At 61.1% G+C, this 22774-nt stretch carries 24 protein-coding genes; 16 read left to right on the forward strand and 8 right to left on the reverse strand.

All coding sequences use genetic code 11. The features are described from left to right. Positions 1-51: 51 nt before the first annotated feature. Positions 52-765: an IclR family transcriptional regulator gene (locus tag CAURI_RS06040; protein ID WP_035116716.1), complete on the reverse strand. Its 714-nt coding sequence runs from the start codon at positions 763-765 to the stop codon at positions 52-54. A gap of 48 nt (positions 766-813) precedes the next feature. Here CAURI_RS06040 and leuC point away from each other — a divergent pair, with 48 nt between their 5' ends. The 3 genes from leuC to CAURI_RS06055 all read left to right on the forward strand — a co-directional run bounded on the left by leuC (position 814) and on the right by CAURI_RS06055 (position 3823). After that, positions 814-2256 carry a 3-isopropylmalate dehydratase large subunit gene (gene leuC, locus CAURI_RS06045; RefSeq protein ID WP_010186857.1) on the forward strand — a complete coding sequence of 481 codons (1443 nt, stop codon included), beginning with the start codon at positions 814-816 and terminating at the stop codon, positions 2254-2256. Between the two features lie 16 nt (positions 2257-2272). Then, positions 2273-2863 carry a 3-isopropylmalate dehydratase small subunit gene (gene leuD, locus CAURI_RS06050; RefSeq protein ID WP_010186856.1) on the forward strand — a complete coding sequence of 197 codons (591 nt, stop codon included), beginning with the start codon at positions 2273-2275 and terminating at the stop codon, positions 2861-2863. Between the two features lie 75 nt (positions 2864-2938). Then, the gene (locus CAURI_RS06055; protein ID WP_010186854.1) at positions 2939-3823 is read left to right on the forward strand and encodes a hypothetical protein; all 885 of its coding nucleotides are present in this window, start codon (positions 2939-2941) and stop codon (positions 3821-3823) included. Between the two features lie 49 nt (positions 3824-3872). Here the strand turns inward: CAURI_RS06055 and CAURI_RS06060 are convergent, their stop codons facing one another. After that, positions 3873-4871 (reverse strand): NUDIX hydrolase, encoded by a 999-nt coding sequence (locus CAURI_RS06060; protein ID WP_010186853.1) that lies wholly within the window; start codon positions 4869-4871, stop codon positions 3873-3875. A gap of 148 nt (positions 4872-5019) precedes the next feature. Here CAURI_RS06060 and CAURI_RS06065 point away from each other — a divergent pair, with 148 nt between their 5' ends. Continuing rightward, positions 5020-6018: an NAD(P)H-dependent glycerol-3-phosphate dehydrogenase gene (locus CAURI_RS06065; protein WP_010186852.1), complete on the forward strand. Its 999-nt coding sequence runs from the start codon at positions 5020-5022 to the stop codon at positions 6016-6018. Between the two features lie 21 nt (positions 6019-6039). Beyond that, positions 6040-7110: a D-alanine--D-alanine ligase family protein gene (locus CAURI_RS06070; RefSeq protein ID WP_010186850.1), complete on the forward strand. Its 1071-nt coding sequence runs from the start codon at positions 6040-6042 to the stop codon at positions 7108-7110. A 29-nt stretch (positions 7111-7139) separates the two neighbouring features. On the opposite strand, the gene CAURI_RS06075 is transcribed toward CAURI_RS06070, so the two are convergent. Continuing rightward, positions 7140-8054, reverse strand: coding sequence for a DUF3515 domain-containing protein (locus tag CAURI_RS06075; protein ID WP_010186847.1), 915 nt, complete (start codon positions 8052-8054; stop codon positions 7140-7142). Positions 8055-8146: 92 nt separating this feature from the next. Here CAURI_RS06075 and CAURI_RS06080 point away from each other — a divergent pair, with 92 nt between their 5' ends. Genes CAURI_RS06080 through CAURI_RS06115 form a run of 8 tightly spaced genes read left to right on the forward strand, consistent with a single transcriptional unit; the run spans position 8147 to position 16051 of the window. Beyond that, entirely contained in the window at positions 8147-9112 is a 966-nt protein-coding gene (locus CAURI_RS06080; protein ID WP_010186845.1) for a thiamine-phosphate kinase, read from the forward strand. A gap of 35 nt (positions 9113-9147) precedes the next feature. Then, positions 9148-9756, forward strand: a complete 609-nt coding sequence (locus CAURI_RS06085) for a uracil-DNA glycosylase (protein ID WP_236660879.1) — start codon at positions 9148-9150, stop codon at positions 9754-9756. Between the two features lie 10 nt (positions 9757-9766). Then, positions 9767-11185, forward strand: a complete 1419-nt coding sequence (locus CAURI_RS06090) for a DAK2 domain-containing protein (protein ID WP_010186842.1) — start codon at positions 9767-9769, stop codon at positions 11183-11185. Positions 11186-11188: 3 nt separating this feature from the next. Further along, entirely contained in the window at positions 11189-13285 is a 2097-nt protein-coding gene (locus CAURI_RS06095; protein WP_010186840.1) for an ATP-dependent DNA helicase RecG, read from the forward strand. A gap of 42 nt (positions 13286-13327) precedes the next feature. Then, positions 13328-13930 (forward strand): 16S rRNA (guanine(966)-N(2))-methyltransferase RsmD, encoded by a 603-nt coding sequence (gene rsmD / locus CAURI_RS06100; protein ID WP_010186838.1) that lies wholly within the window; start codon positions 13328-13330, stop codon positions 13928-13930. Between the two features lie 2 nt (positions 13931-13932). Continuing rightward, complete coding sequence (coaD, locus tag CAURI_RS06105; RefSeq protein WP_010186837.1) at positions 13933-14409, forward strand: pantetheine-phosphate adenylyltransferase; 477 nt, start codon at positions 13933-13935, stop codon at positions 14407-14409. Positions 14410-14415: 6 nt separating this feature from the next. Next, entirely contained in the window at positions 14416-15171 is a 756-nt protein-coding gene (locus tag CAURI_RS06110; RefSeq protein WP_010186835.1) for a sulfite exporter TauE/SafE family protein, read from the forward strand. 25 nt (positions 15172-15196) lie between these two features. Further along, a complete protein-coding gene (locus tag CAURI_RS06115) occupies positions 15197-16051 on the forward strand; it encodes a PPK2 family polyphosphate kinase (RefSeq protein WP_029158842.1) in 855 nt (284 codons plus the stop codon). Between the two features lie 3 nt (positions 16052-16054). Here CAURI_RS06115 and CAURI_RS06120 read toward each other — a convergent pair whose 3' ends face one another. The 5 genes from CAURI_RS06120 to CAURI_RS06140 are packed head-to-tail and all read right to left on the reverse strand — an operon-like array spanning position 16055 to position 19558. Next, the gene (locus CAURI_RS06120) at positions 16055-16585 is read right to left on the reverse strand and encodes a hypothetical protein (protein WP_010186831.1); all 531 of its coding nucleotides are present in this window, start codon (positions 16583-16585) and stop codon (positions 16055-16057) included. Then, positions 16582-17106 (reverse strand): hypothetical protein, encoded by a 525-nt coding sequence (locus tag CAURI_RS06125; protein WP_010186829.1) that lies wholly within the window; start codon positions 17104-17106, stop codon positions 16582-16584. The genes CAURI_RS06120 and CAURI_RS06125 overlap by 4 nt, the downstream gene beginning before the upstream one ends. After that, the gene (locus CAURI_RS06130) at positions 17103-17624 is read right to left on the reverse strand and encodes a YbjN domain-containing protein (RefSeq protein WP_010186826.1); all 522 of its coding nucleotides are present in this window, start codon (positions 17622-17624) and stop codon (positions 17103-17105) included. The genes CAURI_RS06125 and CAURI_RS06130 overlap by 4 nt, the downstream gene beginning before the upstream one ends. Beyond that, positions 17617-18132 (reverse strand): YbjN domain-containing protein, encoded by a 516-nt coding sequence (locus CAURI_RS06135; protein ID WP_010186821.1) that lies wholly within the window; start codon positions 18130-18132, stop codon positions 17617-17619. Before CAURI_RS06135 ends, CAURI_RS06130 begins: the two co-directional genes overlap by 8 nt. A 28-nt stretch (positions 18133-18160) precedes the next feature. Beyond that, a complete protein-coding gene (locus CAURI_RS06140) occupies positions 18161-19558 on the reverse strand; it encodes a TIGR01777 family oxidoreductase (RefSeq protein ID WP_010186816.1) in 1398 nt (465 codons plus the stop codon). Positions 19559-19719: 161 nt separating this feature from the next. Here CAURI_RS06140 and pyrR point away from each other — a divergent pair, with 161 nt between their 5' ends. Genes pyrR through CAURI_RS06155 form a run of 3 tightly spaced genes read left to right on the forward strand, consistent with a single transcriptional unit; the run spans position 19720 to position 22697 of the window. After that, positions 19720-20310, forward strand: a complete 591-nt coding sequence (pyrR, locus tag CAURI_RS06145; protein WP_010186814.1) for a bifunctional pyr operon transcriptional regulator/uracil phosphoribosyltransferase PyrR — start codon at positions 19720-19722, stop codon at positions 20308-20310. Then, on the forward strand, positions 20311-21282 hold the full coding sequence (locus CAURI_RS06150) for an aspartate carbamoyltransferase catalytic subunit (protein WP_010186812.1): 972 nt from the start codon (positions 20311-20313) through the stop codon (positions 21280-21282). 44 nt (positions 21283-21326) lie between these two features. Then, positions 21327-22697, forward strand: a complete 1371-nt coding sequence (locus CAURI_RS06155) for a dihydroorotase (protein ID WP_010186810.1) — start codon at positions 21327-21329, stop codon at positions 22695-22697. Positions 22698-22774 lie beyond the last annotated feature (77 nt).

A 22774-nucleotide genomic window follows, 5' to 3' on the forward strand; every position in this document is an offset into this window, starting at 1 on the left:
GGTATCTAGGGTACCTAGGGTTGGAATTGGCCGGCCTAGCCGCCGGCGTTCTTAGCGGTTGCCGTTGTTCGGTGCGCCGTTGGAAAGGGCCGCACTCAAACGGTGAGAAGCGCTAACCAGTACGTCAGCAAATTTTTCTGCCGGGGAGGGGCGGAAGCGCTCGGCCGAACCGGAGATGGATAGTACGGCGATGAAGTTTCCGGCGCCATCGAAGACAGGCGCGGAGACGGAGGCGAGGTTGGACTCGCGCTCTTCGATGGATTCGGAGTAGCCGTTGGTGCGTGCGAGCTCGACATCGTGCGCGCTGAAGATAGCATCCTCAACGTGTACATCCGCAAAAGCTGCGAAGATTCTAGCGGCGGAACCGGAGGTGAGCGGGAGCTGGCGGCCTACAGGGACCACGTTGTGTAGTCCAATTTCTGGCTCGCGCGTGGCAATGCAGGTGCGCGTGGTTCCCGAGAGTTCGTATAGCTGGACGGATTCGCCAGTGGCGTCGAGAAGCTCCTCCATGATGGGGCCTGCGGTCTCGATGATTCGATCCCGGTTGCCGGGAAGCGCAGGGCCCGCGCCCCACTTACCGTCGGGGGTGCGGGTAAGGATTCGGTGTGCCTCGAGCGCTGTGGCGAGACGGTGTGCGGTTGCCCGGGGCAGGCCGGTTGTCTCACACAGCTCATTGAGCGTGGAGGGGCGGTTGGTCGCGGCCATCATGATGGCTACTGCGCGATCCAATACCTTAATTCCTGATACTGCGCTATACTCTCCCATATAATGAAATCTACGTCCCATTAATTGAGATTTCAAGTGGAGAGATACATGACTGAGAAACTGACACTCGCAGAGAAGGTATGGCGCGACCACGTTGTGCGCAAAGGCGAGGGCGGCGAGCCCGATCTTATCTACATCGACTTCCAGCTCCTGCACGAAGTTACCAGCCCCCAGGCTTTCGACGGCCTTCGCTTGGCCGGTCGCACTATGCGACACCCTGAGCTGCACCTGGCCACTGAAGACCATAACGTGCCCACCGTCGGTATTAAGACCGGCAACCTATTAGAAATCAAAGACGAGGTCTCCCGCACGCAGGTATCTACCCTGCGCAAGAACTGTGAAGAGTTCGGTGTGCGCCTGCATTCGATGGGTGATGCTCAGCAAGGCATCGTTCACACCGTAGGCCCGCAGCTGGGAATTACCCAGCCCGGCATGACCATTGTGTGTGGTGACTCGCACACCTCGACGCACGGCGCCTTCGGTTCCATCGCCATGGGCATTGGTACCTCCGAGGTTGAGCACGTCATGGCCACCCAGACGCTTTCGCTCAAGCCTTTCAAGACCATGGCCATCGAGGTCAGCGGCGAGCTGGCGGAGGGCGTATCTGCCAAGGATTTGATTCTGGCTATTATCGCCAAGATTGGCACCGGCGGCGGCCAGGGGCACATCATCGAGTATCGCGGCGAGGCCATTCGCAAGATGTCGATGGAAGCGCGTATGACGATCTGCAACATGTCCATCGAGGCTGGTGCCCGCGCTGGCATGGTGGCTCCGGATGAAACCACCTTTGAGTACGTCAAGGGCCGCGAGTTCGCCCCGCAGGGTGAAGACTGGGACGCGGCAGTTGAATACTGGAGGACGCTGCCGACTGACGAAGGCGCCGAGTTCGATACCGTCGTAGAGATCGATGGTTCCGCCCTCACCCCGTTTGTCACGTGGGGTACTAACCCGGGACAGGGCCTGCCGCTGAGCGCTGTGGTGCCCGACCCGGAGGAGTGTGGTGACGACGGCGAGAAGGCCGCAGTCGAGAAGGCCCTGGCGTACATGGACCTTACGCCGGGCACGCCGTTGCGCGATATCCAGATCGATACTGTCTTCTTGGGTTCGTGCACGAACGCTCGTATTGAGGACCTGCGCGCAGCCGCTGAGGTAGTCAAGGGGCGCAGTATTGCGGCTGATACCCGCATGATGGTGGTCCCGTCATCGGCCGTGGTCAAGGCGCAGGCTGAGGAAGAAGGGCTGGATAAGATTTTCACCGATTTTGGTGCTGAATGGCGGACCGCCGGTTGCTCGATGTGCTTGGGTATGAACCCGGATCAGTTGAAGCCGGGGGAGAGGTCGGCGTCGACAAGCAACCGCAACTTTGAGGGCCGCCAGGGACCAGGCGGCCGTACCCACCTAGTGTCCCCGGCTGTTGCTGCGGCGACAGCAGTCCTGGGCCACTTGGCCGCACCAGCAGATATCGTCGATGCCGCAGTTGCCGGCGCTTAAGGAAAGGGAGAAGACAATGGAGAAGTTCGTTACTCATACTGGCGTCGGCGTTCCGCTGCGAGTATCCAATGTGGATACCGACCAGATCATTCCTGCGCGCTACCTGAAGTCCGTTAAGCGCACCGGCTTCGCCGATGGTCTGTTTTCCAACTGGCGCAGCGATGAGAACTTCATTCTCAACCAGGAACCGTTCAAGGAAGGCTCTGTGCTTTTCGCGGGTCCAGACTTTGGTACCGGTTCCTCTCGTGAGCACGCGGTGTGGGCGCTTGCTGAGTATGGATTCAAGGCGGTGTTTTCGTCCCGCTTCGCCGATATCTTCCGCGGCAACTCTGGCAAGGCCGGACTGCTGACGGGGCTCATGGAACAAGAAGACATCGAGCTCATCTGGAAGCAGCTGGAGTCCGGTGAAACCGAAACCACCGTTGATTTGGAAGCGCGCACGGTTACCGTCGGCGGTAACAGCTACACCTTTGAGATCGATGACTACACCCGCTGGCGCCTTATGGAGGGGCTCGATGATATCGGCCTGACCCTGCGCAATGAGGGCGATATTGAGGCTTTCGAATCCACACGCCCGGGATTCAAGCCCCGCGTCGTAGCGTCTTAACGTAGACAATGGAGGTGTGGGAGCATTCCCCACCTCCTGTGGCGCCGGCCACATACCGGCGTTAACATCCTCGGCATGAGCAATCCTTATCAAGGCTTTAGCGGAGAGAGCGGCAATCAGTTCGGCGGCGTAGGCGGGTATGGCGGCTATGACTATCGCGACGCCGCGGGTTATGGCCATCAACTACCAGGCAGCTACGGCTACCAGCAGTCCGGCAGCTACGGTGAGCACCAGCCTGGCGCCTGGTCTGGAAATCCACCAGGCGGGGCGCCCGCCCAGCCCATCGACGCCATGGATATCGTGGGCCAATCATTCAAGGGTTACCTGAAGCAGCCTGTGTCAGGGATGCTAGCCATGCTGGTGCATTTGATTATCTCTTTTGCTCTTCTTTTTGTGCCGGGAACCGTTTTAGGCGGCGTCTTCGCAGCAATGGAAGAAAGCGGCACGGACATTGAACCCTTGGTGCCTACCGTGGGGATTCCTCTCATGGTTGTCATGGGGCTAGCCGCCTTCGCTTATCTTTTCTGGCTGATGGCGAACCTCTTTAATGGTTCCCGGAAGATCGCCGATGGGGAGAAGGTCACCTTCCGCGACTACTTTAGGTTTGGCCAGCTGAATGGTTGCGCCGGTGTCTATGCCTGCTTCTTTATTGTGGTAATGCTCGGGTCTATTGCGGGTGGCTTCCCCGGTCTGATTCTCTATGGGCTCCTGTGGCCGGCGCCCGTGATCAAGGCTGATAACCCCGATAAGCCTCTCATGGACTGCTTCCGAGAGGCCCTCGACCTAATCATGGAGAACCTAGGGCAGTCGCTACTCTTTATCTTGGTCTGTTCCCTCATCTCGAGTCTGCTTGTCTTTATTCCCATCGTCGGCTTCCTTGCTGCCTATCCGATCTGGGCGCTCGGGATGGTCCTTTTCACCCGCGCTATGCAGCGCCGCCCTGCGGCGCGGTGGGAATAAGGCAGCAGGGCGAGGTAGAAACTCCTGAACGACGTGGGCGATGCCGTACTTAGCGCACGGGAAGCGGGCTAGCCAGATAGTCCGCCCCGGTAAGCTCTCCGTCGTTGAAGGACAGAACCCACACCGAAGCCTTCTTGAACTTGAGCTCGTCTATTGACTTTTTAAGGAACTTCGGCGCGTAGGACTCGAGAATCCCCGGAATAGTCAGGCCTTGGCTCACGATGACCGGAACGCCGCCGCCGTCGACAACGCGTTGGAAGGCAGCGCGTGCGTCCTCAGGCGAATCAGCAAAGACATCATCGCCGAATGCTTTGTTCACGGCGATGTCCATGCCGAGCTCATCCGCCAGCGGGGCAGCGGTGTGCTGGCAGCGCTGTGGTGGGGCGCTATAAATGGCGGTCGGGTGGAATGGTGTGAGCATCGGCACGAGCATCTCCGCTTGGCGGCGGCCCTTCTTATCCAGAGGACGCAGGTCATCATCGCCCTCCCAGGAGCGGCGCTGATGTGCGCGTGCATGGCGCACATAAAGTACGCGGGTCGTTGGTGCAAGGCGCAGACGCTTTTGTGCCTTCCCTAGCACCTGGGCATCAACGTCGTAGGAGAGCAATGAGCTGGCTTCGTCGATCTTCATCCACCGCAGCTCATCGGTCTCTTCATTCGGGGTGTACTCACCGTCGAGTACACGGGCCAGCCAGTAGTAGACCACCTTCGTGCGGCCTTGCACCGGGTAGGCCACCTTGCCGATCAGCTTGCCCAGACGCACGGAGTAACCGGTTTCCTCGAAGATCTCGCGCGCGGCGGTCGTGGGGAGGGATTCACCCGGATCGACCTTGCCCTTGGGCAGCGACCAATCGTCATAGTGGGGGCGGTGGATAAGTGCAACCTCCGGATCGTGCGGGTCGCCACGCCAGAGAACCGCTCCGGCGGCAAGCGTCGTGCGCTTGAACTCATCCGCCGGATCGACGGGGATCTCCTGGTGGCGTCCGGAAATGAAGACTTCCGAGCGAATGTCTTTGTCCGTCTCATGCATGTTCTTTGCCTTGGGCATGCTGCTCCTTTTGCGCCGGTAGCTTTCAACCTTCTCCATCTTCCTCCACTCACCGCCGCGATGCAGTCTTACGCGCCGAGCGTGCAGGATTGCCAGGCGTGCTTTAATGGGAAAAGCCGATGCAGAGGAATCTAGAGTGAGGTGGCACATGGCAAACGTGGCAGTAATGGGGGCGGGCTCGTGGGGAACCACGCTGGCGAAAGTCTTTGCTGACGCCGGTAACGATGTCCGCTTGTGGGCGCGCCGCGAGGAATTGGCGGAAGCCATCAACACGCGCCACGAGAATCCGGATTACCTCCCAGAACTCCCGCTCCCTGAGTCGATTAAGGCCTCCACAGATCCGGCAACAGCGCTGCAGTCCGCGGACATTGTCATCTTCGGTGTTCCTTCCCAGACGCTGCGCGGAAACCTGGAAAAGTGGGCGCCGCTCTTGCCGGAAGAAGCGACTTTGGTATCGATCTCTAAAGGCGTGGAGAAGGCCACTCTCAACTTGATGAGCGAAGTTATCGCGGACGCCGCCGGCGTCTCCTCCGACCGCATCGCGGTCCTCTCTGGGCCCAACCTGGCCAAGGAGGTGGCTCAGGAACAACCAGCAGCCACGGTGATTGCCTGCAGCGATGCTGCCCGTGCCGAGGCCGTGCAACATGCCGCCGCAGCACCGTATTTTCGCCCCTATACAAACACCGATGTCATCGGCGCGGAGATCGGCGGCGCCTGCAAAAACGTGATTGCGCTTGCCTGCGGCATGGCGGCGGGTAAGGGTTTGGGCAACAACACCATGGCCACCATCATCACGCGCGGGCTCGCGGAGATTACCCGCCTAGGGGTGAAGCTGGGAGCGGACCCGTTCACCTTCTCGGGCCTTGCCGGCATGGGAGACCTCGTGGCGACGTGCAGCTCGACGTTGTCACGTAACCGCACCTTTGGGTATCGCCTCGGCCAGGGTGGCACGCTGGAAGAAGCAACTGCCGCCACCAACGGCCAGGTCGCGGAAGGCGTTATCTCATCTGATTCAATCTTCCGGTTGGCGCAGCGCGCAGACGTAGAGATGCCGATTACCCAAGCGGTCTACGGTGTGTGCCATCGCGGGGTGACTGTCGACGACATGATTGTTGCTCTGATGGGTCGCACCAAGAAAGCTGAGTAAAGCCGAGTAAAGTTGCTCGGTATGACTGAAGCGAAACCTGTGCGCGTTGCCGTTGTATACGGCGGTCGCAGCTCCGAGCATTCGGTGTCGTGCATTTCCGCCGGCGCCATCATGGAGCACCTTGATCCGGAAAAATATGAAGTCGTGCCCATCGGCATTACGCGGGAAGGCACCTGGACGCAGGGCAACCGCGCGGGGCTCAACATTGTTGACGGGCGCCTGCCCGAAGTAGAACTCCACGATGAGCTGGCGTTATCCCTCAACCCTGCCACGCGTGGGCGTATCCACAATGTCACCCGCCACGAGCACTACACAGAGGTCGATGTCATCGTCCCAGTGCTGCACGGCCCCTATGGGGAAGACGGCACAGTGCAGGGCCTCTTTGAGCTTTCCGGAATTCCCTACGTCGGCGCAGGCGTATTGGCTTCGGCTGTGGGAATGGACAAGGAGTTCACCAAGAAGCTTCTGGTCGCGGAAGGCCTTCCGGTAGCGCCGCAAGAAGTACTCACTGGGGAAGCCACGCTTGACGACCTCCAAAAGGAACGCCTTGGTCTGCCCGTCTTTGTGAAGCCGGCGCGGGGCGGATCCTCCATTGGCGTGTCCAAGGTCTCCGCGTGGGAAGACCTTGAAGCAGCACTAACCCTGGCCTATGAATCCGATGACAAGGTTCTCATCGAGCCAGAAATCAGCGGCGCCGAGGTGGAGGTGGGAGTTCTCGAACGCCCAGACGGCAGCCTCCAGGCCTCTGTCCCTGCCAAGATCCTGGGCACCACGGAGTCTGAGGAAGGCTTTTATGATTTCGATGCCAAGTACATCGACGAGGGCGTCTCGGCAGCAATTCCCGCCCCGTTGAGTGAGGAGCTGACTGCCGAACTTCGACAGCGCGCTATTGAGGCTTTCCGGGCGCTGGGTGCCTCGGGCCTATCGCGCGTGGATTTCTTCGTCAGTGATTATTCCTACTGCATCAACGAGGTGAATACCTTCCCCGGCTTCACCCCGATTTCTATGTACCCCCAGGTCTTTGCTGCGGTAGGGGTAGGTTATGCCGAGTTGCTCGACACCCTTATTCAGACCGCCCTCGCGCGTTCCTAGGGTGACGATGTAGGCCGCGCTTCCGACTCCTACTGGGAGGGGGTGGCTGCCACGAGGGCGTCGCTAAGCCGCACCAGCGCGGAATTCGCAGCATCCTGCGGGGCAGACAACGCGAGGTCCTCCGCCCGGCCGAGCGCGAACCATGTGCCGGCCGTGGTGCCCTCCGCGAGCGTGGTGTCCTCGAACCACGGCACGTCATTAACCTGCTGGAGCTGAACACCTGCGCGGTAGTTCTCCGGAGAGGCCACGCCGCAGCGCACAACAATCTCTTCCTGACCCGGCGCGCTATACACCCAGGTGTTCTTATCGCCCACATCCGTGCGGCGCTCATAGCCCTCCGCAAGTGTTTCCGGCAGCGCCTTTTCTAGCGCGGGACACATGGAATCCGGCCCTGCCTGTAGCTGCGATAGCGGCGCTGGATTGGCCTTCTGAGACTTCTTTTCTAGTTGCTTGAAGGCTTCTTTTAGCCCCTCCGGAGCGTCATCTTGGGCGTCCTCCGAGGAGGTTGTCACTGCGATGGCGGGGGTGTGCTTCGTGCTGTACCACGTTGTGAGGTTGGAGCCGGGGGTGGCGTCGATGACCTGTAGCCACGATTCGCCGTCGGACTCGACGGTGCGCGAGTAGTCGGTAAACTGCTGCGGCAGGTCAACACCACAGCGCAGCGTCACTTTGTCCTCCGAGCTTTGTGCCCACGCGGCGGCGCCCGCCGGGGCAGGATCAACTAGGTCGACGCGCGGGTAGCCCATGAGCTTGTCTGGCAGCGCATCGACGACAGCGGCGCACTCGGGGGAGTCCGCCGCTTCGGAGGGAGTGGGAGGCAGCGCCACCGGTTGTTGCGCGGCGCTGGTGAATACGTATTTGGCCCCAAAAATCACCGCGAAGACCATCGCGATGGAGATCCCGAGTGAGATGTAAATAGCGGTGCGGTTAAATTGGGTATCCATAGGGGCTTATCCTATCGCTGATAGCCCGAGAAGAACGAACGTGGACTACGCGCGCACGAGTGGCGTGTGGCCCGCGCAAGGAAAAGGAGTCCGTGACGGTGGGTTTGTCCCATACCCTCGATCAAGCCGGTGAACGGCACGTTATCCATGAGATTGTCACCGCAGCCCCGAGCGCGCTCAACGGCGACGATGCGGCGGTGCTGTACCCGGCGGCACCCAATTCCCGCACGGTGGCGGCCACGGACATGATGGTCGAAGGCCGACACTTTAGACGGGACTGGTCTACCGCCGCCGAGATCGGGCAGAAAGCCATCGTGCGCAATTTCGCGGATATTGAGGCAATGGGCGCGCGCCCCACAGCGGCACTGCTGGCGATTGCCGCCCCGGGTGATACCCCGGTGGACTTCGTGCGGGGGATTGCACAGGGCATCGCTGAGCGCTGCGCGGTATATAACGCGGAGCTCGTAGGCGGTGATCTGACCCGCAGCGAGAGCTTGATCATCAATGTTACGGCGTTAGGTTCCCTAGGCGGAAGTGGTGCAGCGCTGACCTTGGATGGTGCGCGGGCGGGCCAGAAGCTGGTAGCACACGGCAAGATTGGGTATTCCGGGGCGGGCCTGGCCCTATTGCAACGTTATGGCCGCGCATTGCCGCCGGAGTTAGAGGAATTCTGGCCTTTGGTCGACGCCCATTGCGCTCCCTCCCTCACTCCGGGGCGTGGTGTCATCGCGCGGGCAACTGGTTCGACGTCGATGACGGATAATTCGGATGGCTTAGTGCGTGATGTGGGGCATTTGGCACAACGCTCCGGGGTGCACATCGACCTCGACCGCGGAGCGATTGCTCCTGACCCGCTCCTGGCTGCCGCCGGTGCGTTGCTGGATATCGATCCTTGGGAATGGGTCCTGACAGGCGGCGAGGACCACACGCTGTTGGCTACCACGTACAAGTCCGCTCCCTCTGGTTTCCGGGAAATTGGCCGGGTGATGCGCGGTACCGGCGTGACCATTGACGGAGAGGAACCTCGCTATAACGGGGGCTGGGAGGGATTCGCGTGAGCCACATCGATACCTCCCACATTCACTACTCGTGGATGCCCCACATCCGGCAGGCACTGGAGGACAACCTCCCACGCATTGAGCGCGAGATCGGCGCAGAGTTCTTGCCGCCCGCCGAGGATGTATTCGCCGCCCTGTCGATGCCGCTCGAGGACGTGCGGGTGCTCATCGTGGGCCAGGATCCCTATCCCACGCCGGGGCATGCCATGGGCTTGTCTTTCTCCACTCGCTCGGGCGTGCCGGCCCCGCGTTCGCTGAAGAATATTTACGCCGAGCTTGGCGACGACCTCGGTATCCCCGGCCGTGCAGATGGTGATCTACGGGCCTGGTTTGAGCAAGGAGTGCTGCTGCTCAACCGAGTGCTCACCGTGGCCCCGGGCCAGGCGGGTTCGCACCGCAGGCTCGGGTGGGAAGCGATTACTGAGGCCGCGATCAGAGCACTGGCGGGGCGCGATATCGTGGCCATCCTATGGGGCCGCGATGCCCAAGCCTGCCAAGCCTTCCTGCCGGGTACGGAGTGCATCACCTCCCCGCATCCTTCGCCGCTGTCAGCCCGGCGTGGATTCTTTGGCTCGCATCCTTTTTCCCGGGCAAACGCTGCTTTAGAGGCCCGTGGCGTCCCCGCGGTGGACTGGCGCTTGTAGACTAGCCAACATGTCTTATCCCGCTGAGTTGGATGCTCGTGGCCTCCACGAGTGGGCCGCCCGAACCGTGGAGGAGCTGCAGCGCCGCCGCGTTGAAATCAATGCCCTCAACGTTTTCCCAGTGCCCGATTCCGACACGGGATCCAACATGGCGCACACGATGGAGTCCGCGTTGGCGGAGGCCAATAAGGGCGAGGTGGACGTGGCCGAGGCCCTGGCCATCGGCTCGGTGCGCGGTGCGCGCGGCAATTCGGGGATGGTGCTCTCCCAGGTGCTGCGGGGGGTTGCCGATGCCACGACGGATTCGCGCGTGGACGGTGCAGTACTCGCAGATGCTTTGACCTTGGCCGTCACTTTGGTGGACCGCGCGCTTGCCGCACCGGTGGAAGGAACGATTATTACCGTGCTGCGAGCCGCGGCTACCGCCGCCAGTCAGGCCGCCGGGGAATCTGGGGCCGAGCTCCACGGCATCCTGCTCGCGGCGGTCGAGGCCGCAAGTAAGGCTCTTGCTGAGACCCCTTCTCAACTGCCAGCTCTGCGCGAAGCCGGCGTTGTGGATGCCGGCGGAACCGGCTTCGTAATTTTGCTCGAGTGCTTGCTCGCTCAGGTCACAGGGCACGCCCCCGTCAGCCAACCGCTGACGAGGTCGGTGCCTCTTCGCTCCGAGGAGTCTGCGGCGCGGGAGCCGCAGGCAGGAGAAGTGCTCGCAGAGATTGAAGCTCTTTTCTTCTTTGAGGGCAGCCTGAGCGACATCGAAGAGGCCTTGGCTCCGCTGGGCAATAGTCTCGTCATTGCGCGGGCGACGGAAACCTCCGCCAGCGTGCACATCCATAGCGCTGAGGCGGGGGCCGTGATCGAAAAGGCCTATGCCCTGGGAAAGGTCAGCAACCTTCGGCTTGAAGCGCTACCGCAGGCGGGTCAGGCGGCCAGCTGCGAAGATTCTGCTGGTGGCGGGGGCACGCATCGGCGTATCTTTGCTGCGGTGCCTGAAGGGGCCGCGCGGGAGCTTTTTGAGAAGGCGGGGGCGGACGTCGTCAAGCCCGGCGAGGAACTGCAGAGCGCCGGGGAGGAAGATCTTTTTTTGCCCAATGGCTGCGGTGGTGACCCGGGTAAGGCTACTGTCATTCCGACCGATTCCCTGGTGGCCGGGCTCGCGGCGCTTTCGGTTTATGCGCCGAGTTCTGCGCAGACCGACGACGTGCTCGCCGCTATGAAGGATGCTGCCGGCTCCATGCGGGTGGCCTACCCAGATAGAGAAAGCGTGGCTGGGATTCTAGAGGCATGCCGTACTCAGCTGGGCTATGGCGGCGAGCAGATCACGGTGCTGACTGGCCTTGAGATAGAGGAAGAGGAGTTAGCCCGTGAACTGGGGGTTGATGTCGTCGTTCTGCACGTGCCTGGACTGCGCACAGAGATTGGGGTGGAGTAGGCCATGTTGGGCTGGCAGGATGACCGCGCACTGACGGAAATCTTGGCAAAGAAGGATGCCGCGGCTTTCAAGCGCGCCTTCGGATACACCACGTGCGGGGAGCTGCTCAGCCACTATCCGCGTGATTACATCCGCCACAATAAGGACGTGGGCCTCGGCGGTGCTGAGGATGGTGATCACGTCACCATCACTGGCGTTATCGAAGATCTCCGCGTTAAGCACACCTCTAAAGCCATGGTGTTTATCCTCTACATGGATAGCGGAGTCCAAGCCTCCTTTTTCAATGCACACTACGTGCAGCGCGTGCTGGGGCGCGGCATGCGCGTCATGCTCTCCGGCAAGCTGAAATACTTCCGGGGATACCCCAGCTTGCAGCACCCCGATTTTCTCATCCTCGATCCCGGCCGCTACCAGGAGTCCCTGCTGGATAGCACGACTGGGCAGGGGACAGGTTCGCTGAAGAAGCTCTCTCAGTTCGGCTCGTTGGAGACCTTCCTACAGCGCGAATGGATTCCCGTGTACCCGGCTAGCGGAAAGGTGACGTCGTGGTACATCATGGGCGCTATCCACAAAGTGCTCGAGCACACCCCGCCGATCCCGGAGCCGCTGGACTACCGGATGATGGTGACGCTGGATCAAGCCGTGCGTGAGATCCACGAACCGGGGGACAATGGTCCGGAGCGCGCCATCCAGCGGCTTAAGTACAACGAAGCCTTATCGGTTGGCCTAGTTATGGCCTTGCGGCAGCGCGATGTGAAGGCGCGCACGGCAACCCCAATGCCGGCGATTCTGGAAGGCTACCGCGATGAGCTGCTCAGTGGGCTACCCTTCGCGCTGACCGACGGTCAACGACGAGTCATCGGCGAGATCGACGCAGATCTGTGCGGCACCGCGCCCATGATGCGGCTGTTACAAGGCGAGGTCGGTTCGGGCAAGACGCTCGTTGCCACGTGCGCCATGCTGCAAGCGGTAGACGCCGGCAAGCAGGCCGCGCTCTTGGCACCGACGGAGGTTCTGGCGGCGCAGCATGGAGCGTCGATAAGCGCCAGCGTTCCGGATGGTGTCACCGTCACGGTCCTAACGGGTTCGATGAAGACAGCGGAGAAACGCAAAGCTCTGTTGGAGATTGTCTCTGGCGAGGCCGATATCGTGATTGGCACCCACGCCATCATCCAGGACAGCGTTGAATTCTTCGATTTGGGCCTGGTCATCGTGGATGAGCAACACCGCTTTGGCGTTGAACAGCGCGATAGCCTGCGCACCAAAACTCGGGAGGGAACCAGCCCACACCTGTTGGTGATGACTGCGACACCTATCCCGCGCACGATTGCCATGACGGTGTTCGGTGATTTGGCTGTCTCGACACTCAAGGAACTTCCCGGTGGGCGCAAGCCCATCTTGTCCGCGGTGGTTCCCGAATGGAAGCCGGAGTGGGTACGCCGCGCCATCGAGCGCATCCGGGAAGAGGTGGACAAGGGGCACCAAGCCTATATCGTCTGCCCACGGATTGAAGGAGAGGGCGGCGTGGAAACCATGTCGCTCCAACTGCGCAACCTTCCCTTGCGCGGACTGCGGGTGGAAATGCTCCACGGCAAGATGCCCGATAAGGACCAAGTAATGGAGAGCTTCGCGCGCGGGGAGATTGACGTCCTTGTAGCCACCACAGTCATTGAGGTCGGCGTCGATGTTCCCAATGCCACCGTCATGCTGATCCGAGAATCGGAGAACTTCGGAGTCTCGCAGCTGCACCAGTTGCGCGGGCGCGTGGGGCGCGGCGGCAATGAATCGGTGTGTTTGCTGCACACGACGGCTGAGCCTGATAGCAAGTCTTTCCGGCGCATCAAAGCTATCGCGGATACGCCATCTGGTTTTGACCTAGCTGAGCTCGACCTTCAGCAGCGCCACGAAGGCGATATCCTGGGAACACTGCAATCCGGCACGAAACGCACGCTGAAGTTGCTGGACCTCATCAATGATCGGGACATCGTCGAGCGCACGCATTCTGATGCCGCCGCGTTGGTCGAGCGCAATCCCGAATTAGCGGAGGAGCTGACGCACAACCTGAGCGCAGATGAACAGGGATTTTTGGAGAAAAACTAGGGTAGTCGCCCCGGGAAACTGAGGGGAGATAGGGTAGAAGCCATGACCAGAATCATCGCCGGAGAAGCTCGTGGGCGCACCATCAAGGTGCCCGAAGCAGGGACGAGGCCCACGTCTGACCGTGCCCGCGAGGGCCTGTTCTCATCGTTGAATGTGCGCTGGGGGTTCATTGATTCCCGCGTGTTGGATCTCTTTGCTGGCTCCGGCGCTTTGGGCCTGGAGGCAGCAAGCCGCGGCGCTGAGGAAGTCGTCCTCGTGGAGAATAATGCCGCGGCCGTGAAGGTCATTCGCCACAATATTGGGGTGGTGAAGCACCCGCGCGTCGAGGTGCGTGAGATGAAAGCTTCGTCCTACCTGGCCACCGCACCGCGCGGCTACTTCGACATGGTGCTCGCGGATCCACCCTATGAGTTCGATGATGTTGATGGGCTTCTCGCCGCCATCGAGCCGGCGCTGGATGATGACGCGATAGTTGTCATTGAGCGCCACGTGGATTCGCCGCACACGCAGTGGCCAGAAGGCTTTGAGCCCACCGGTCAGAAACTTAAGAAGCGGACCTTTGGCATCGCGCGTTTTGATATGGCGATTTATCACCGCAGTGCGGATAGCTCGAAGACCGATACCACCGGAACCCAGGAGGACTAGCCATGCCGACCCACGCCGTATGCCCCGGCTCTTTCGATCCCATCACGCTGGGACACGTCGACGTTTTTAATCGCGCCAGCGAACTTTTTGACAAGGTCACGGTGCTGGTGACGGGAAACCCCGACAAGCCTTCCGGGCTGTTTAGCGTGGAGGAGCGCGTGGACCTCATTCGCCGTACCGTCTCCCCAGAGATCGAGGTGGATTGGTGGGGCGGATTACTGGTGGATTACACCAGTGCCCATGGCATAGACACGATTGTGAAGGGCTTGCGCTCCTCCTTGGACTATGAGTATGAGCTGCCGATGGCGCAGATGAACCGGCGCCTTTCCGGAATCGATACGGTCTTCTTGCTGACGGATGAGAAATACGGCTATATCTCCTCCTCGCTGTGCAAGCAGGTGGCGCAGTACGGCGGCGATGTCACGGGTATGTTCCCAGACCACGTGGCAGCCGCGGTCATGGAACGCTTCCGAGGCTAAGGGGACATGTCTGTACTGGCAATACCCCTCGTTGTCCTCCTTACCGTCATCGCTGGCTCCTGCCTGCAGCGAGTCTCCGGCATGGGGCTGGGCCTCATTGGTGGGCCCATCCTGACGCTCTTCCTCGGGCCAGTCGAAGGCATCATGGTCATCAACGTCTTGGCCTGCCTCAATGCCATCCTCACGACCTATTCGATGCGTGAGAATGTGGACTGGGGAAAGTGGCTGCGCATCGGCCCTTTCATGGTTCTCGGCTCAATCCCGGCGGCGCTGCTTATTGCGCGCATTGATACCGCGGCATTGTTGGTTCTGGTCGGCGCCGCCCTGTTGATTGCGCTGGCCGTGGTGGTCTTTGGGCGCAAGTTCGTCCCGCAGATGAGCGGCACGGGCCCGGCCATCTCCGCGGGTATCGTGGGTGGGTTCACTAACACGCTCGCGGGCGTAGCCGGCCCGGTCATCACGGTCTATGCGCAGGCCGCGCGGTGGCCCAAAGAGGTACTCGCGCCAACCCTGCAGCCCTGCTTCTTCATTGGCGGTTTGTCGTCGGTATTGACCAAGTTCTTCCTGGGCTCCGGCGGTTTCGAGGGTTTGCACTGGCTGGTGTGGCCCTGCGGGGTGGTTGGCATGTGCGTTGGCATTCTCCTAGGAAAGAAGATTGCCGGGCGCGTCTCTCGGGACAAGGCCCATAAGCTATCACTGTGGCTGGCCAGCCTAGGAGCGCTCAGCGCATTGCTGCGAGGCCTTTTCACCCTGGGTGCTTAAACAGCGTCTCGGTATGGTGGAGTCCATGGCGAAATTCAAGATTGAGGACGCGCTCGCGCTGCGCGCTGGCAAGAATTTTCAGATTGACTCGGTTGATGCTTCGGCAACGCCGGGCTTCGACGGCGATAAGGCGGCGCTCGACGCCCGCTTCTCCAAGTACGATGATGAGCTCTATGAGCTGCAGGAGCGACTTTTTGCCAACGGCCGCAGCTATGGTGAGGACGCCCCAGCGGTGCTCATCATCCTGCAGGGCATGGATACCTCGGGCAAAGGCGGGGCTATCCGCCACGTATTGAGCACCTTCGACCCGCAAGGAACCACGACTGTGGGCTTCGGTAAACCTACCGAAGAGGAGCTAGAGCATGACTTCCTGTGGCGTATCCGCAAACACGACCCGCAGCCGGGACAAATCGTGGCCTTCGACCGCTCCCACTATGAGGATGTCCTCATTCAGCGCGTGCACGAGTGGGTGGATGAAGAAGAGGTGGATCGGCGCATCGAGGCCATCCGCGACTATGAGCTGGAACTAACAGCCAAGGGAGTCAAGGTCATCAAAATCTTCCTGCACCTGTCCAAGGAGGCCCAGAATGAGAATCTGCTGGAGCGCACGGAGCGGGAAGACAAGTTCTGGAAATACGACCCAGCTGATGTGGAGGAGCGCGCCTATTGGGATGAATACATGGCGGCATACCAGGATGCTATTCGGCGCACGGATGAAAACTACGCACCCTGGTACGTCATTCCTACCGATAACAAGAAGTATGCCCGGATGGCGCTGAAGTTTCTCATCGTGGATCTCTTGCGCCACCTCGACCTGGAATGGCCGGCGCCCGACTTTGATCCGGAAGTCGAGCGCCAGCGCATTAAGGACGCTGACTAAGAGCTAGTCGCTCTCTGTACCATCGACGTCGCTGGCCAGCTCACGGGCGGCGGCGTTAAACGCGTCCAGAACAGACAGCAACGCTTCTTGCGCATTGATGATGCCGAGGTTGAGTGCGTGAAAGAGCTGGTCCTCATTCAGGCCAGCAGTGGTGACGAAGCACGCATCACCGCGCAGCTCAACCTCATCCTCAACCAGCCCGACGAGCGCGCGCCCATCGAAAGCACCGGAATTGAACTCGTTGCAGAGGACATGGAAGATGGGGAGCATGTCCGCGTCTAGCTGTGTGGACAGCACGCTTTCGATGCGCACGAGGCCCTCTTCCACTGTGATGACCCAGTCAAGGTCGTTGAGGCGGGCAACTGCGGTTGTCGCATCCTCGGGGTGCGCGGTGGCTGCCATATCCAGCTCGGCGCCGTTGAGCACGCTCAACACGCGGTCCCGGCCGACGGTGGCCAGCGGTGATCCGGAGAGAATGTCGAAAGGATCGGAACTGGCGGATGCATTTTGGTTCTGGTTCGAGTCCTGACTCATGCTTGCTCCTCCTTATCCCAGGTGACGGCCTGCGGGAAGCGTTGTGCCACGACGTCGAAGAACTCAGCGAAGCTGGCCAGTGAACTCAGCAGGAAATGGCCGAGCTGGGCCAAGGAAAGGCCTTCGCCCACGCCCATGGCGCGGTTGGCACCTAGGTGGATTTCCGTGTTACCCTTCGCGTCCTCTTCTACGAGGAAGCTCAAGGTGGGCGCTACGCTAGCCCAGTTCAGCTCCGCCACCACGGCGGCCACCTCCGGCTCGAGGTGTGCAGGAAGAGTGCCCTCCCACGAGGCGAAGGCACTGAGTACCTCGCCTTCAGCGTCGAGCTCACAGTGCACCGCGATATGGGGAACGCCGGTCTGCAGCACGCGGCGCGCGGATTCGGCGCTGTCGGCGGCAGCGTCAGCATCGGCTTCTGGCTCAGGGGATGCCTCGATGAGCGCATAGTCGGCGTCGATAAGCTCGCACAACTGCACCAACCTGTCTATGGTGACCGGCTCAACCACGTGGAGATCGGTCACTGCTGCTCACCCTGAGCGCCCTCGGCACCCTCGCCCGCCTGCGCGGCAGACTCGGAACCGAGCTTAGCCATTTCTTCGGCAGCGGCGACCATGGCGTTTTGGGCGTTGATGACGCCGTCCACGGAGGCGCGCAGTGCGGCCGCGAGTTGTTCATCGGTCATACCGGCCGCGCAAGGAATGTCAGCCTCGGTGCGTACGAGCAGCATGCCATCGAAGTCAGCAATGACGGCGCGTGCCCCCATAGCCACGGAGTTGATCTGGTTGGCTGCGAGGAAGAGTCCCGCATCAGCCTTGGCATAGTTGACGTCCGTCGGTACATCGCAACGCACGATGGCAACGCTCTCCAGGACGGCGAACATGCACGGCAGACCGTTGAGATTGGCGGTAGCGGCGTCGTCCCGACCGGAGACCGGTTCGAGTTCGATGTCGAAGGTCCTCATCGCCTCGATGATGCGGTCGAGGGTGACCTCCGGCAATGCGTGCGGATCCTCGGCGGTAGGCGTTGTCGGATTAGTCATGGTTGTGCTCCTTCCAGGTGACGAGCTGCGGGTACTGCTGTTCAATCCACTCGAAGGACTGCAACACGGCATCCAGGGTGGACATTACGAACGCGCCGAGCTGGTTGCGGGATGCACCATGGGCCACGTCCAGATCACGCGCACCGGAGACCGCCAAAGCGTTGTCTGGCGCTTCGAAGAAGCGGAACGTCGGCGTGAAGTGGTCCTGGTTCCAGGCATTGATGTGCATGAGCAGCGCAGGGCCTTCGGAGGCGGGGACAGAGCCGCGCCATACGGAATCGACGATGAGGGAGGAACCAACCAGCTGGAAGGCGATGGCGGCGTTGGAGAAGCCGGTGCGCAAAAGGTTGACCGTCTGGCCGTCCTGGGTCTTCTGCTCTTCGATGCGGTATTCCAAGCCCTCTGACTCAAAGATTTCCGCAATGCGCTCGAGGCTGACTTCGTCGATGGGTGTGTCAGGCTCCAGCTGGCGCTGCTGCGCGTCATCATGATTAGTGGTGTCAGTCAATTCTTCTACTCACTTCGCTACACTTTTCTTAATCTTTTCCGGCCCCGACACTACCGGAGCCGTCTGCCTCGGGTGCGCAGGTGGGGGCCTCGACGAGTTTTTCACCGCCGAGCTCATGGGCGAGCGCTGGAGCGATGTCGGGGTAGCGGAAGGTGTGGCCTAGTGCTTCCGCGCGCGTGGGTAGGACCTTTTGGTTGGCTAGAGCCAGCTCACGCGCACCTTCCTTACCCAGCAGCAGCGCCGGACCGACGCTGGGGATGGGGATGACGGTCGGCCTATGAAGGAGTGAGCCGAGGGCATCCACATAATCGCGATTGAGCACCGGGTTGGGAGAGACTGCGTTGATGGCACCACTCCAGGCAGGGTCGAGTGCGGCGCGGACGAACATATCTGAGAGATCATCTTGCCCAACCCAGCTATTCCACATGTTGCCCTTGCCAAATGAGCCGCCCAGTCCGGTAGAAAACAGTGCGCGCAGCAGCGGCAGAATTCCCGCGTTGGCAGATTGCACGATGCCGGTGCGCAGGTTTACCACTCGCTTTCCGGCCTCACGTGCTGGCGCGCAGGCATCCTCCCACGCCGTCACGACATCGGCCAGAAAGCCCTCACCGCGCTCCGAGTCTTCGGTCAGTTCTTCATCGCCTCGGTCCGGACCGTAAATACCGATAGCGGAGGCGCAGACCATCGCGGTCACAGATGGTGTTTCGGCCGCTAGCTGCGCTAGCAGGTGAGTAGGGCCTACACGTGAATCCCGAATAGCTTCTTTGTGCGCGGTATTAAAACGCCCGAAAATCGGCTCGCCGGCCAGGTGGATGAGGATATCAACGCCGTCCAGCAAGTCTTTGGCGGGCAAGGTAGGCCGCCACAAGCGCTCGCCGGCTCCCGGGTTAGAGCGCACGAGCGGAATGACGGTGTGGCCCAACGTGCCGAGCTGTGCGGCAACGGCGGTTCCTATCGTGCCGTGCGTACCGGTTATTGCGATTGTGCGGGGCTCGACGTTGAGAGCGCCCAGCCGCTGAGCAAAGCGAAAGTCCTCAATAAGCTGTTGCTGCCGATACGCAAAAATCGATTCCACTGGCCCCGTGGGGATGCGGGTGTCCACTTTGTCGGTGATGAGCGTGCCCTCTGGGTGGTCCTCAAAGAAGTGTTCGTGGCGCCAATTGGCCAGCGAACGGAAGGGGGCGTTGATGCAGACATCAGCGAAGGAACGCCGCGGTTGGTATCTGCTCAAATCATGCCGGGCGACCCATTTCAGGCCGCCAGGAAACCCCAAGATAGAAGTCCCATCAGCTAATGACTCGGCCTGCTGCAGGGGAGTCATGAAACCGAAAGGCGCGGTGAGGCGCGCGAGCGCTCCCGGGCGGGTGTGCCATTGCCAAACCTCTTCGCGCGGGGCTGGAACAACGTGCTGGGTAGTAAAACTCACTGTCTAGGGACCTGCCTCAAAAGATTCGGGGGTGCGAGGGCGTACACAGCACGCCTGAAGAGTGCTATGGTTAGTGCTGGCTTTCAAGCATAGACAAGTCCTTTTAACCATTGTCCGACATCCTTTAAAGACCGCACCGTGAGGCGGGGAAGGAGGTCACGATGAGTGAAACCGGCACCCACGCGGAGTCCAACGAACTACTGAGCTCGAAAGACGTCGCGCGCACTGTCGCACGCATCGCGCACCAGATTATTGAAAAGACGGCGCTTGATTCGAGTGATTCCCCTCGAGTCCTGCTCTTAGGCATTCCCTCTGGTGGCGTGCCTTTGGCACAGCGCCTTGCCGAAAAAATTGAGGAATTCTCCGGGGTGGAGGTTCCTTGGGGCTCCCTAGACATCACGTTGTACCGCGATGATCTCTATGCCCGCCCGCACCGTGCATTGCAGCCTACGACGGTGCCTGACGGCGGCATTAACGGCGCCACCGTCATCCTTGTCGACGACGTCCTGTACTCCGGACGCACCATCCGCGCCGCACTCGATGCCCTCGCGGACATCGGCCGTCCTGACATCATCCAGCTCGCAGTCCTCGTGGACCGTGGACACCGCCAGGTTCCCATCCGTGCGGATTACGTGGGCAAGAACATCCCCACCGCACGCGACGAGGACGTCACCGTGTACAACGCCGATATCGATGGCCGCGATGCCGTCGTTCTTACCCGCTTCACTGCACAGCCCGGCAAGGAGGCATAAATGAAGCACCTCATTAATATCGCCGACCACAGCGCCGAGGAGATCCTCGGGCTGATGGATGAGGCCGACCGTTTCCGGGAAGCCCTCGAAGGCCGCGAAGTCAAGAAACTGCCCACGCTGCGCGGGCGCACTGTTTTCACCCTGTTCTATGAAAACTCCACCCGCACCCGTTCTTCTTTCGAAACGGCGGGAAAGTGGATGTCGGCAGATGTTATCAACCTCTCTGCGTCGACGTCCTCGGTCAAGAAGGGCGAGTCTCTCAAGGACACCGGGTTGACCTTGGCTTCCATCGGTGCCGACGCCATCATCATGCGTCACCCTTCTTCGGGCGCGGCGCAGCAGCTCGCCGGCTGGGTGGCACCCGAAGGGCAGGGGCCGAGCGTCATCAACGCCGGCGATGGCTCTCACCAGCACCCCACGCAGGCGCTTCTCGACGCCGTCACGATGCGCCAGCGCCTGCACCTGGGCGCGGATCGTTCCGCCGCAGGCACCGGTTTCGAGGGACTGAAAGTCACCATCGTTGGTGATTGCCTGCACTCCCGCGTCGTGCGCTCCAACGTGGACCTGTTGTCCACCCTGGGAGCCGAAGTCACGCTCGTCGCTCCGCCGACGTTGTTGCCCTTCGGCGTCGACACCTGGCCGGTGCGGGTCTCCCATGACTTCGACGCCGAGGTGCCCGAGGCGGACGTCGTCATGATGCTGCGCGTTCAGGCAGAGCGCATGAACGGCGGCTTTTTCCCTTCGCACCGCGAATATGCCTCCCTTTACGGGCTGTCCAAGGACCGTGCCGCGGCCATGAAGAAGGATGCCATCATCATGCACCCAGGCCCCATGGTTCGTGGCATGGAGATCAACTATGCCGTGGCCGACTATGACAACACCGCAGTGCTCCAGCAGGTCAACAACGGCGTCCATGTGCGCATGGCCACCCTCTTTACGCTGCTCACGAACGGCGAGAACGCCGGTATCTAAATCGAGTTATCTCACATACCAACGAGGAGAGCTTTTCAGAAACCATGACTACTTATCCAGACACCGGCGTGCTCTCGGCTCCTGCGGCGGGCACCTTGCTCATCACCAACGTCCGCCCTTATGGCGAAGGCGAGCCCACTAGCCTCCTGATCAAGGATGGCGTTATCGAGGCCATCAGCGCTGCCGCCGACGCCGGGGGCGTGACCCCGGCAGTTGAGGCGGACCGCACTATCGACGGTGGCGGCAACGTGCTGCTGCCGGGGTTGGTGGACATGCACGTTCACCTGCGTGAGCCGGGCCGCGAAGACACTGAGACCATCGAAACCGGCTCGCGCGCTGCCGCCAAGGGCGGCTTTACCGCCGTGTTCACCATGGCAAACACCTCCCCGGTGACGGACCAGCCAATCATCGCTGAGTCCGTCTGGGCTAAGGGCCAGGCACGTGGACTGTGCGATGTCCACCCGGTTGGATCTATCACGAAGGGCCTCGAGGGCAAGACCCTGACCGAGTTTGGCATGATGGCCCGCTCGGACGCCAAGGTGCGCATGTTCTCCGACGACGGCAAGTGCGTCCAGGACCCGCAGCTCATGCGCCGTGCCTTGGAATACGCGAAGGGGCTTGATGTCCTGCTGGCCCAGCACGCAGAAGACCACCGCATGACCGAAGGCGCGAGCGCCCACGAGGGCGAGGTTGCAGCACGCCTAGGCTTGCGCGGCTGGCCGCGCGTGGCCGAGGAATCCATCGTCGCCCGCGACGCACTGCTCGCGCGTGACTACGGCAACCGCATGCACATTTGCCACGCTTCGACGAAGGGCACTGTCGAGCTGCTCAAGTGGGCCAAGGAACAGGACATCCCGCTGACTGCCGAGGTGACCCCGCACCACCTGCTGCTGACCGATGACAAGCTGGTGACCTACGACGGCGTCTTCCGCGTCAACCCACCGCTGCGCGAGGAATCCGACACCCTGGCCCTGCGCCAGGCTTTGCTTGATGGGCTTATCGACGTCGTGGCGACAGACCACGCTCCGCACGGCAGCGAAGACAAGTGCGTCGAGTTCGAGCACGCTAAGCCGGGCATGCTGGGCCTGGAATCCTCTTTGGCGGTCATCGCCAAGCTCTTCGTCGCCACCGGCCTGGCTGACTGGCGTTTCGTCGCCCGCGTCATGTCGGAGCGTCCGGCAGAGATTACTCGCTTGCCTGGTCATGGCCGCCCGATTGCGGTAGGCGAGCCAGCCAACCTCACCATCGTCGATCCGGAGCACGAGTGGGTATCGGATTCCACGCGCCTGGCTTCGAAGTCGGAGAATAACCCATATGAGGGGGAGGAATTCGGTGCACGCGTGGCCTACACCATCCTGCGTGGCGCAGTGACCTATGACCTTGCTGCTGAAAGCGCCAGCGAGGCGGCCGAGTAATCGGGATAATCGACAATCAGAGTTGCTCGACACTTAAGTAACCAACGCACATCCTCACCACAACCAACCCTTCACCG

It is taken from the genome of Corynebacterium aurimucosum ATCC 700975 (genome assembly GCF_000022905.1).
GTDB classification, from domain to species: domain Bacteria; phylum Actinomycetota; class Actinomycetes; order Mycobacteriales; family Mycobacteriaceae; genus Corynebacterium; species Corynebacterium aurimucosum_F.

What these genes read in the sequence shown, in the direction of transcription:
- CAURI_RS06060 (WP_010186853.1), bottom strand. Translation starts at nt 4,871, where the DNA reads ATGCCCAAGGCAAAGAACATGCATGAGACGGACAAAGACATTCGCTCG.
- CAURI_RS06110 (WP_010186835.1), top strand. Translation starts at nt 14,416, where the DNA reads ATGTCTGTACTGGCAATACCCCTCGTTGTCCTCCTTACCGTCATCGCT.
- CAURI_RS06150 (WP_010186812.1), top strand. Translation starts at nt 20,311, where the DNA reads ATGAAGCACCTCATTAATATCGCCGACCACAGCGCCGAGGAGATCCTC.
- CAURI_RS06130 (WP_010186826.1), bottom strand. Translation starts at nt 17,624, where the DNA reads ATGACTAATCCGACAACGCCTACCGCCGAGGATCCGCACGCATTGCCG.
- CAURI_RS06090 (WP_010186842.1), top strand. Translation starts at nt 9,767, where the DNA reads ATGTCTTATCCCGCTGAGTTGGATGCTCGTGGCCTCCACGAGTGGGCC.
- leuC (WP_010186857.1), top strand. Translation starts at nt 814, where the DNA reads ATGACTGAGAAACTGACACTCGCAGAGAAGGTATGGCGCGACCACGTT.
- CAURI_RS06095 (WP_010186840.1), top strand. Translation starts at nt 11,189, where the DNA reads ATGTTGGGCTGGCAGGATGACCGCGCACTGACGGAAATCTTGGCAAAG.
- CAURI_RS06040 (WP_035116716.1), bottom strand. Translation starts at nt 765, where the DNA reads ATGGGAGAGTATAGCGCAGTATCAGGAATTAAGGTATTGGATCGCGCA.
- CAURI_RS06115 (WP_029158842.1), top strand. Translation starts at nt 15,197, where the DNA reads ATGGCGAAATTCAAGATTGAGGACGCGCTCGCGCTGCGCGCTGGCAAG.
- CAURI_RS06065 (WP_010186852.1), top strand. Translation starts at nt 5,020, where the DNA reads ATGGCAAACGTGGCAGTAATGGGGGCGGGCTCGTGGGGAACCACGCTG.
- CAURI_RS06120 (WP_010186831.1), bottom strand. Translation starts at nt 16,585, where the DNA reads ATGAGTCAGGACTCGAACCAGAACCAAAATGCATCCGCCAGTTCCGAT.
- CAURI_RS06075 (WP_010186847.1), bottom strand. Translation starts at nt 8,054, where the DNA reads ATGGATACCCAATTTAACCGCACCGCTATTTACATCTCACTCGGGATC.
- CAURI_RS06155 (WP_010186810.1), top strand. Translation starts at nt 21,327, where the DNA reads ATGACTACTTATCCAGACACCGGCGTGCTCTCGGCTCCTGCGGCGGGC.
- CAURI_RS06085 (WP_236660879.1), top strand. Translation starts at nt 9,148, where the DNA reads ATGCCCCACATCCGGCAGGCACTGGAGGACAACCTCCCACGCATTGAG.
- CAURI_RS06055 (WP_010186854.1), top strand. Translation starts at nt 2,939, where the DNA reads ATGAGCAATCCTTATCAAGGCTTTAGCGGAGAGAGCGGCAATCAGTTC.
- rsmD (WP_010186838.1), top strand. Translation starts at nt 13,328, where the DNA reads ATGACCAGAATCATCGCCGGAGAAGCTCGTGGGCGCACCATCAAGGTG.
- leuD (WP_010186856.1), top strand. Translation starts at nt 2,273, where the DNA reads ATGGAGAAGTTCGTTACTCATACTGGCGTCGGCGTTCCGCTGCGAGTA.
- coaD (WP_010186837.1), top strand. Translation starts at nt 13,933, where the DNA reads ATGCCGACCCACGCCGTATGCCCCGGCTCTTTCGATCCCATCACGCTG.
- CAURI_RS06070 (WP_010186850.1), top strand. Translation starts at nt 6,040, where the DNA reads ATGACTGAAGCGAAACCTGTGCGCGTTGCCGTTGTATACGGCGGTCGC.
- pyrR (WP_010186814.1), top strand. Translation starts at nt 19,720, where the DNA reads ATGAGTGAAACCGGCACCCACGCGGAGTCCAACGAACTACTGAGCTCG.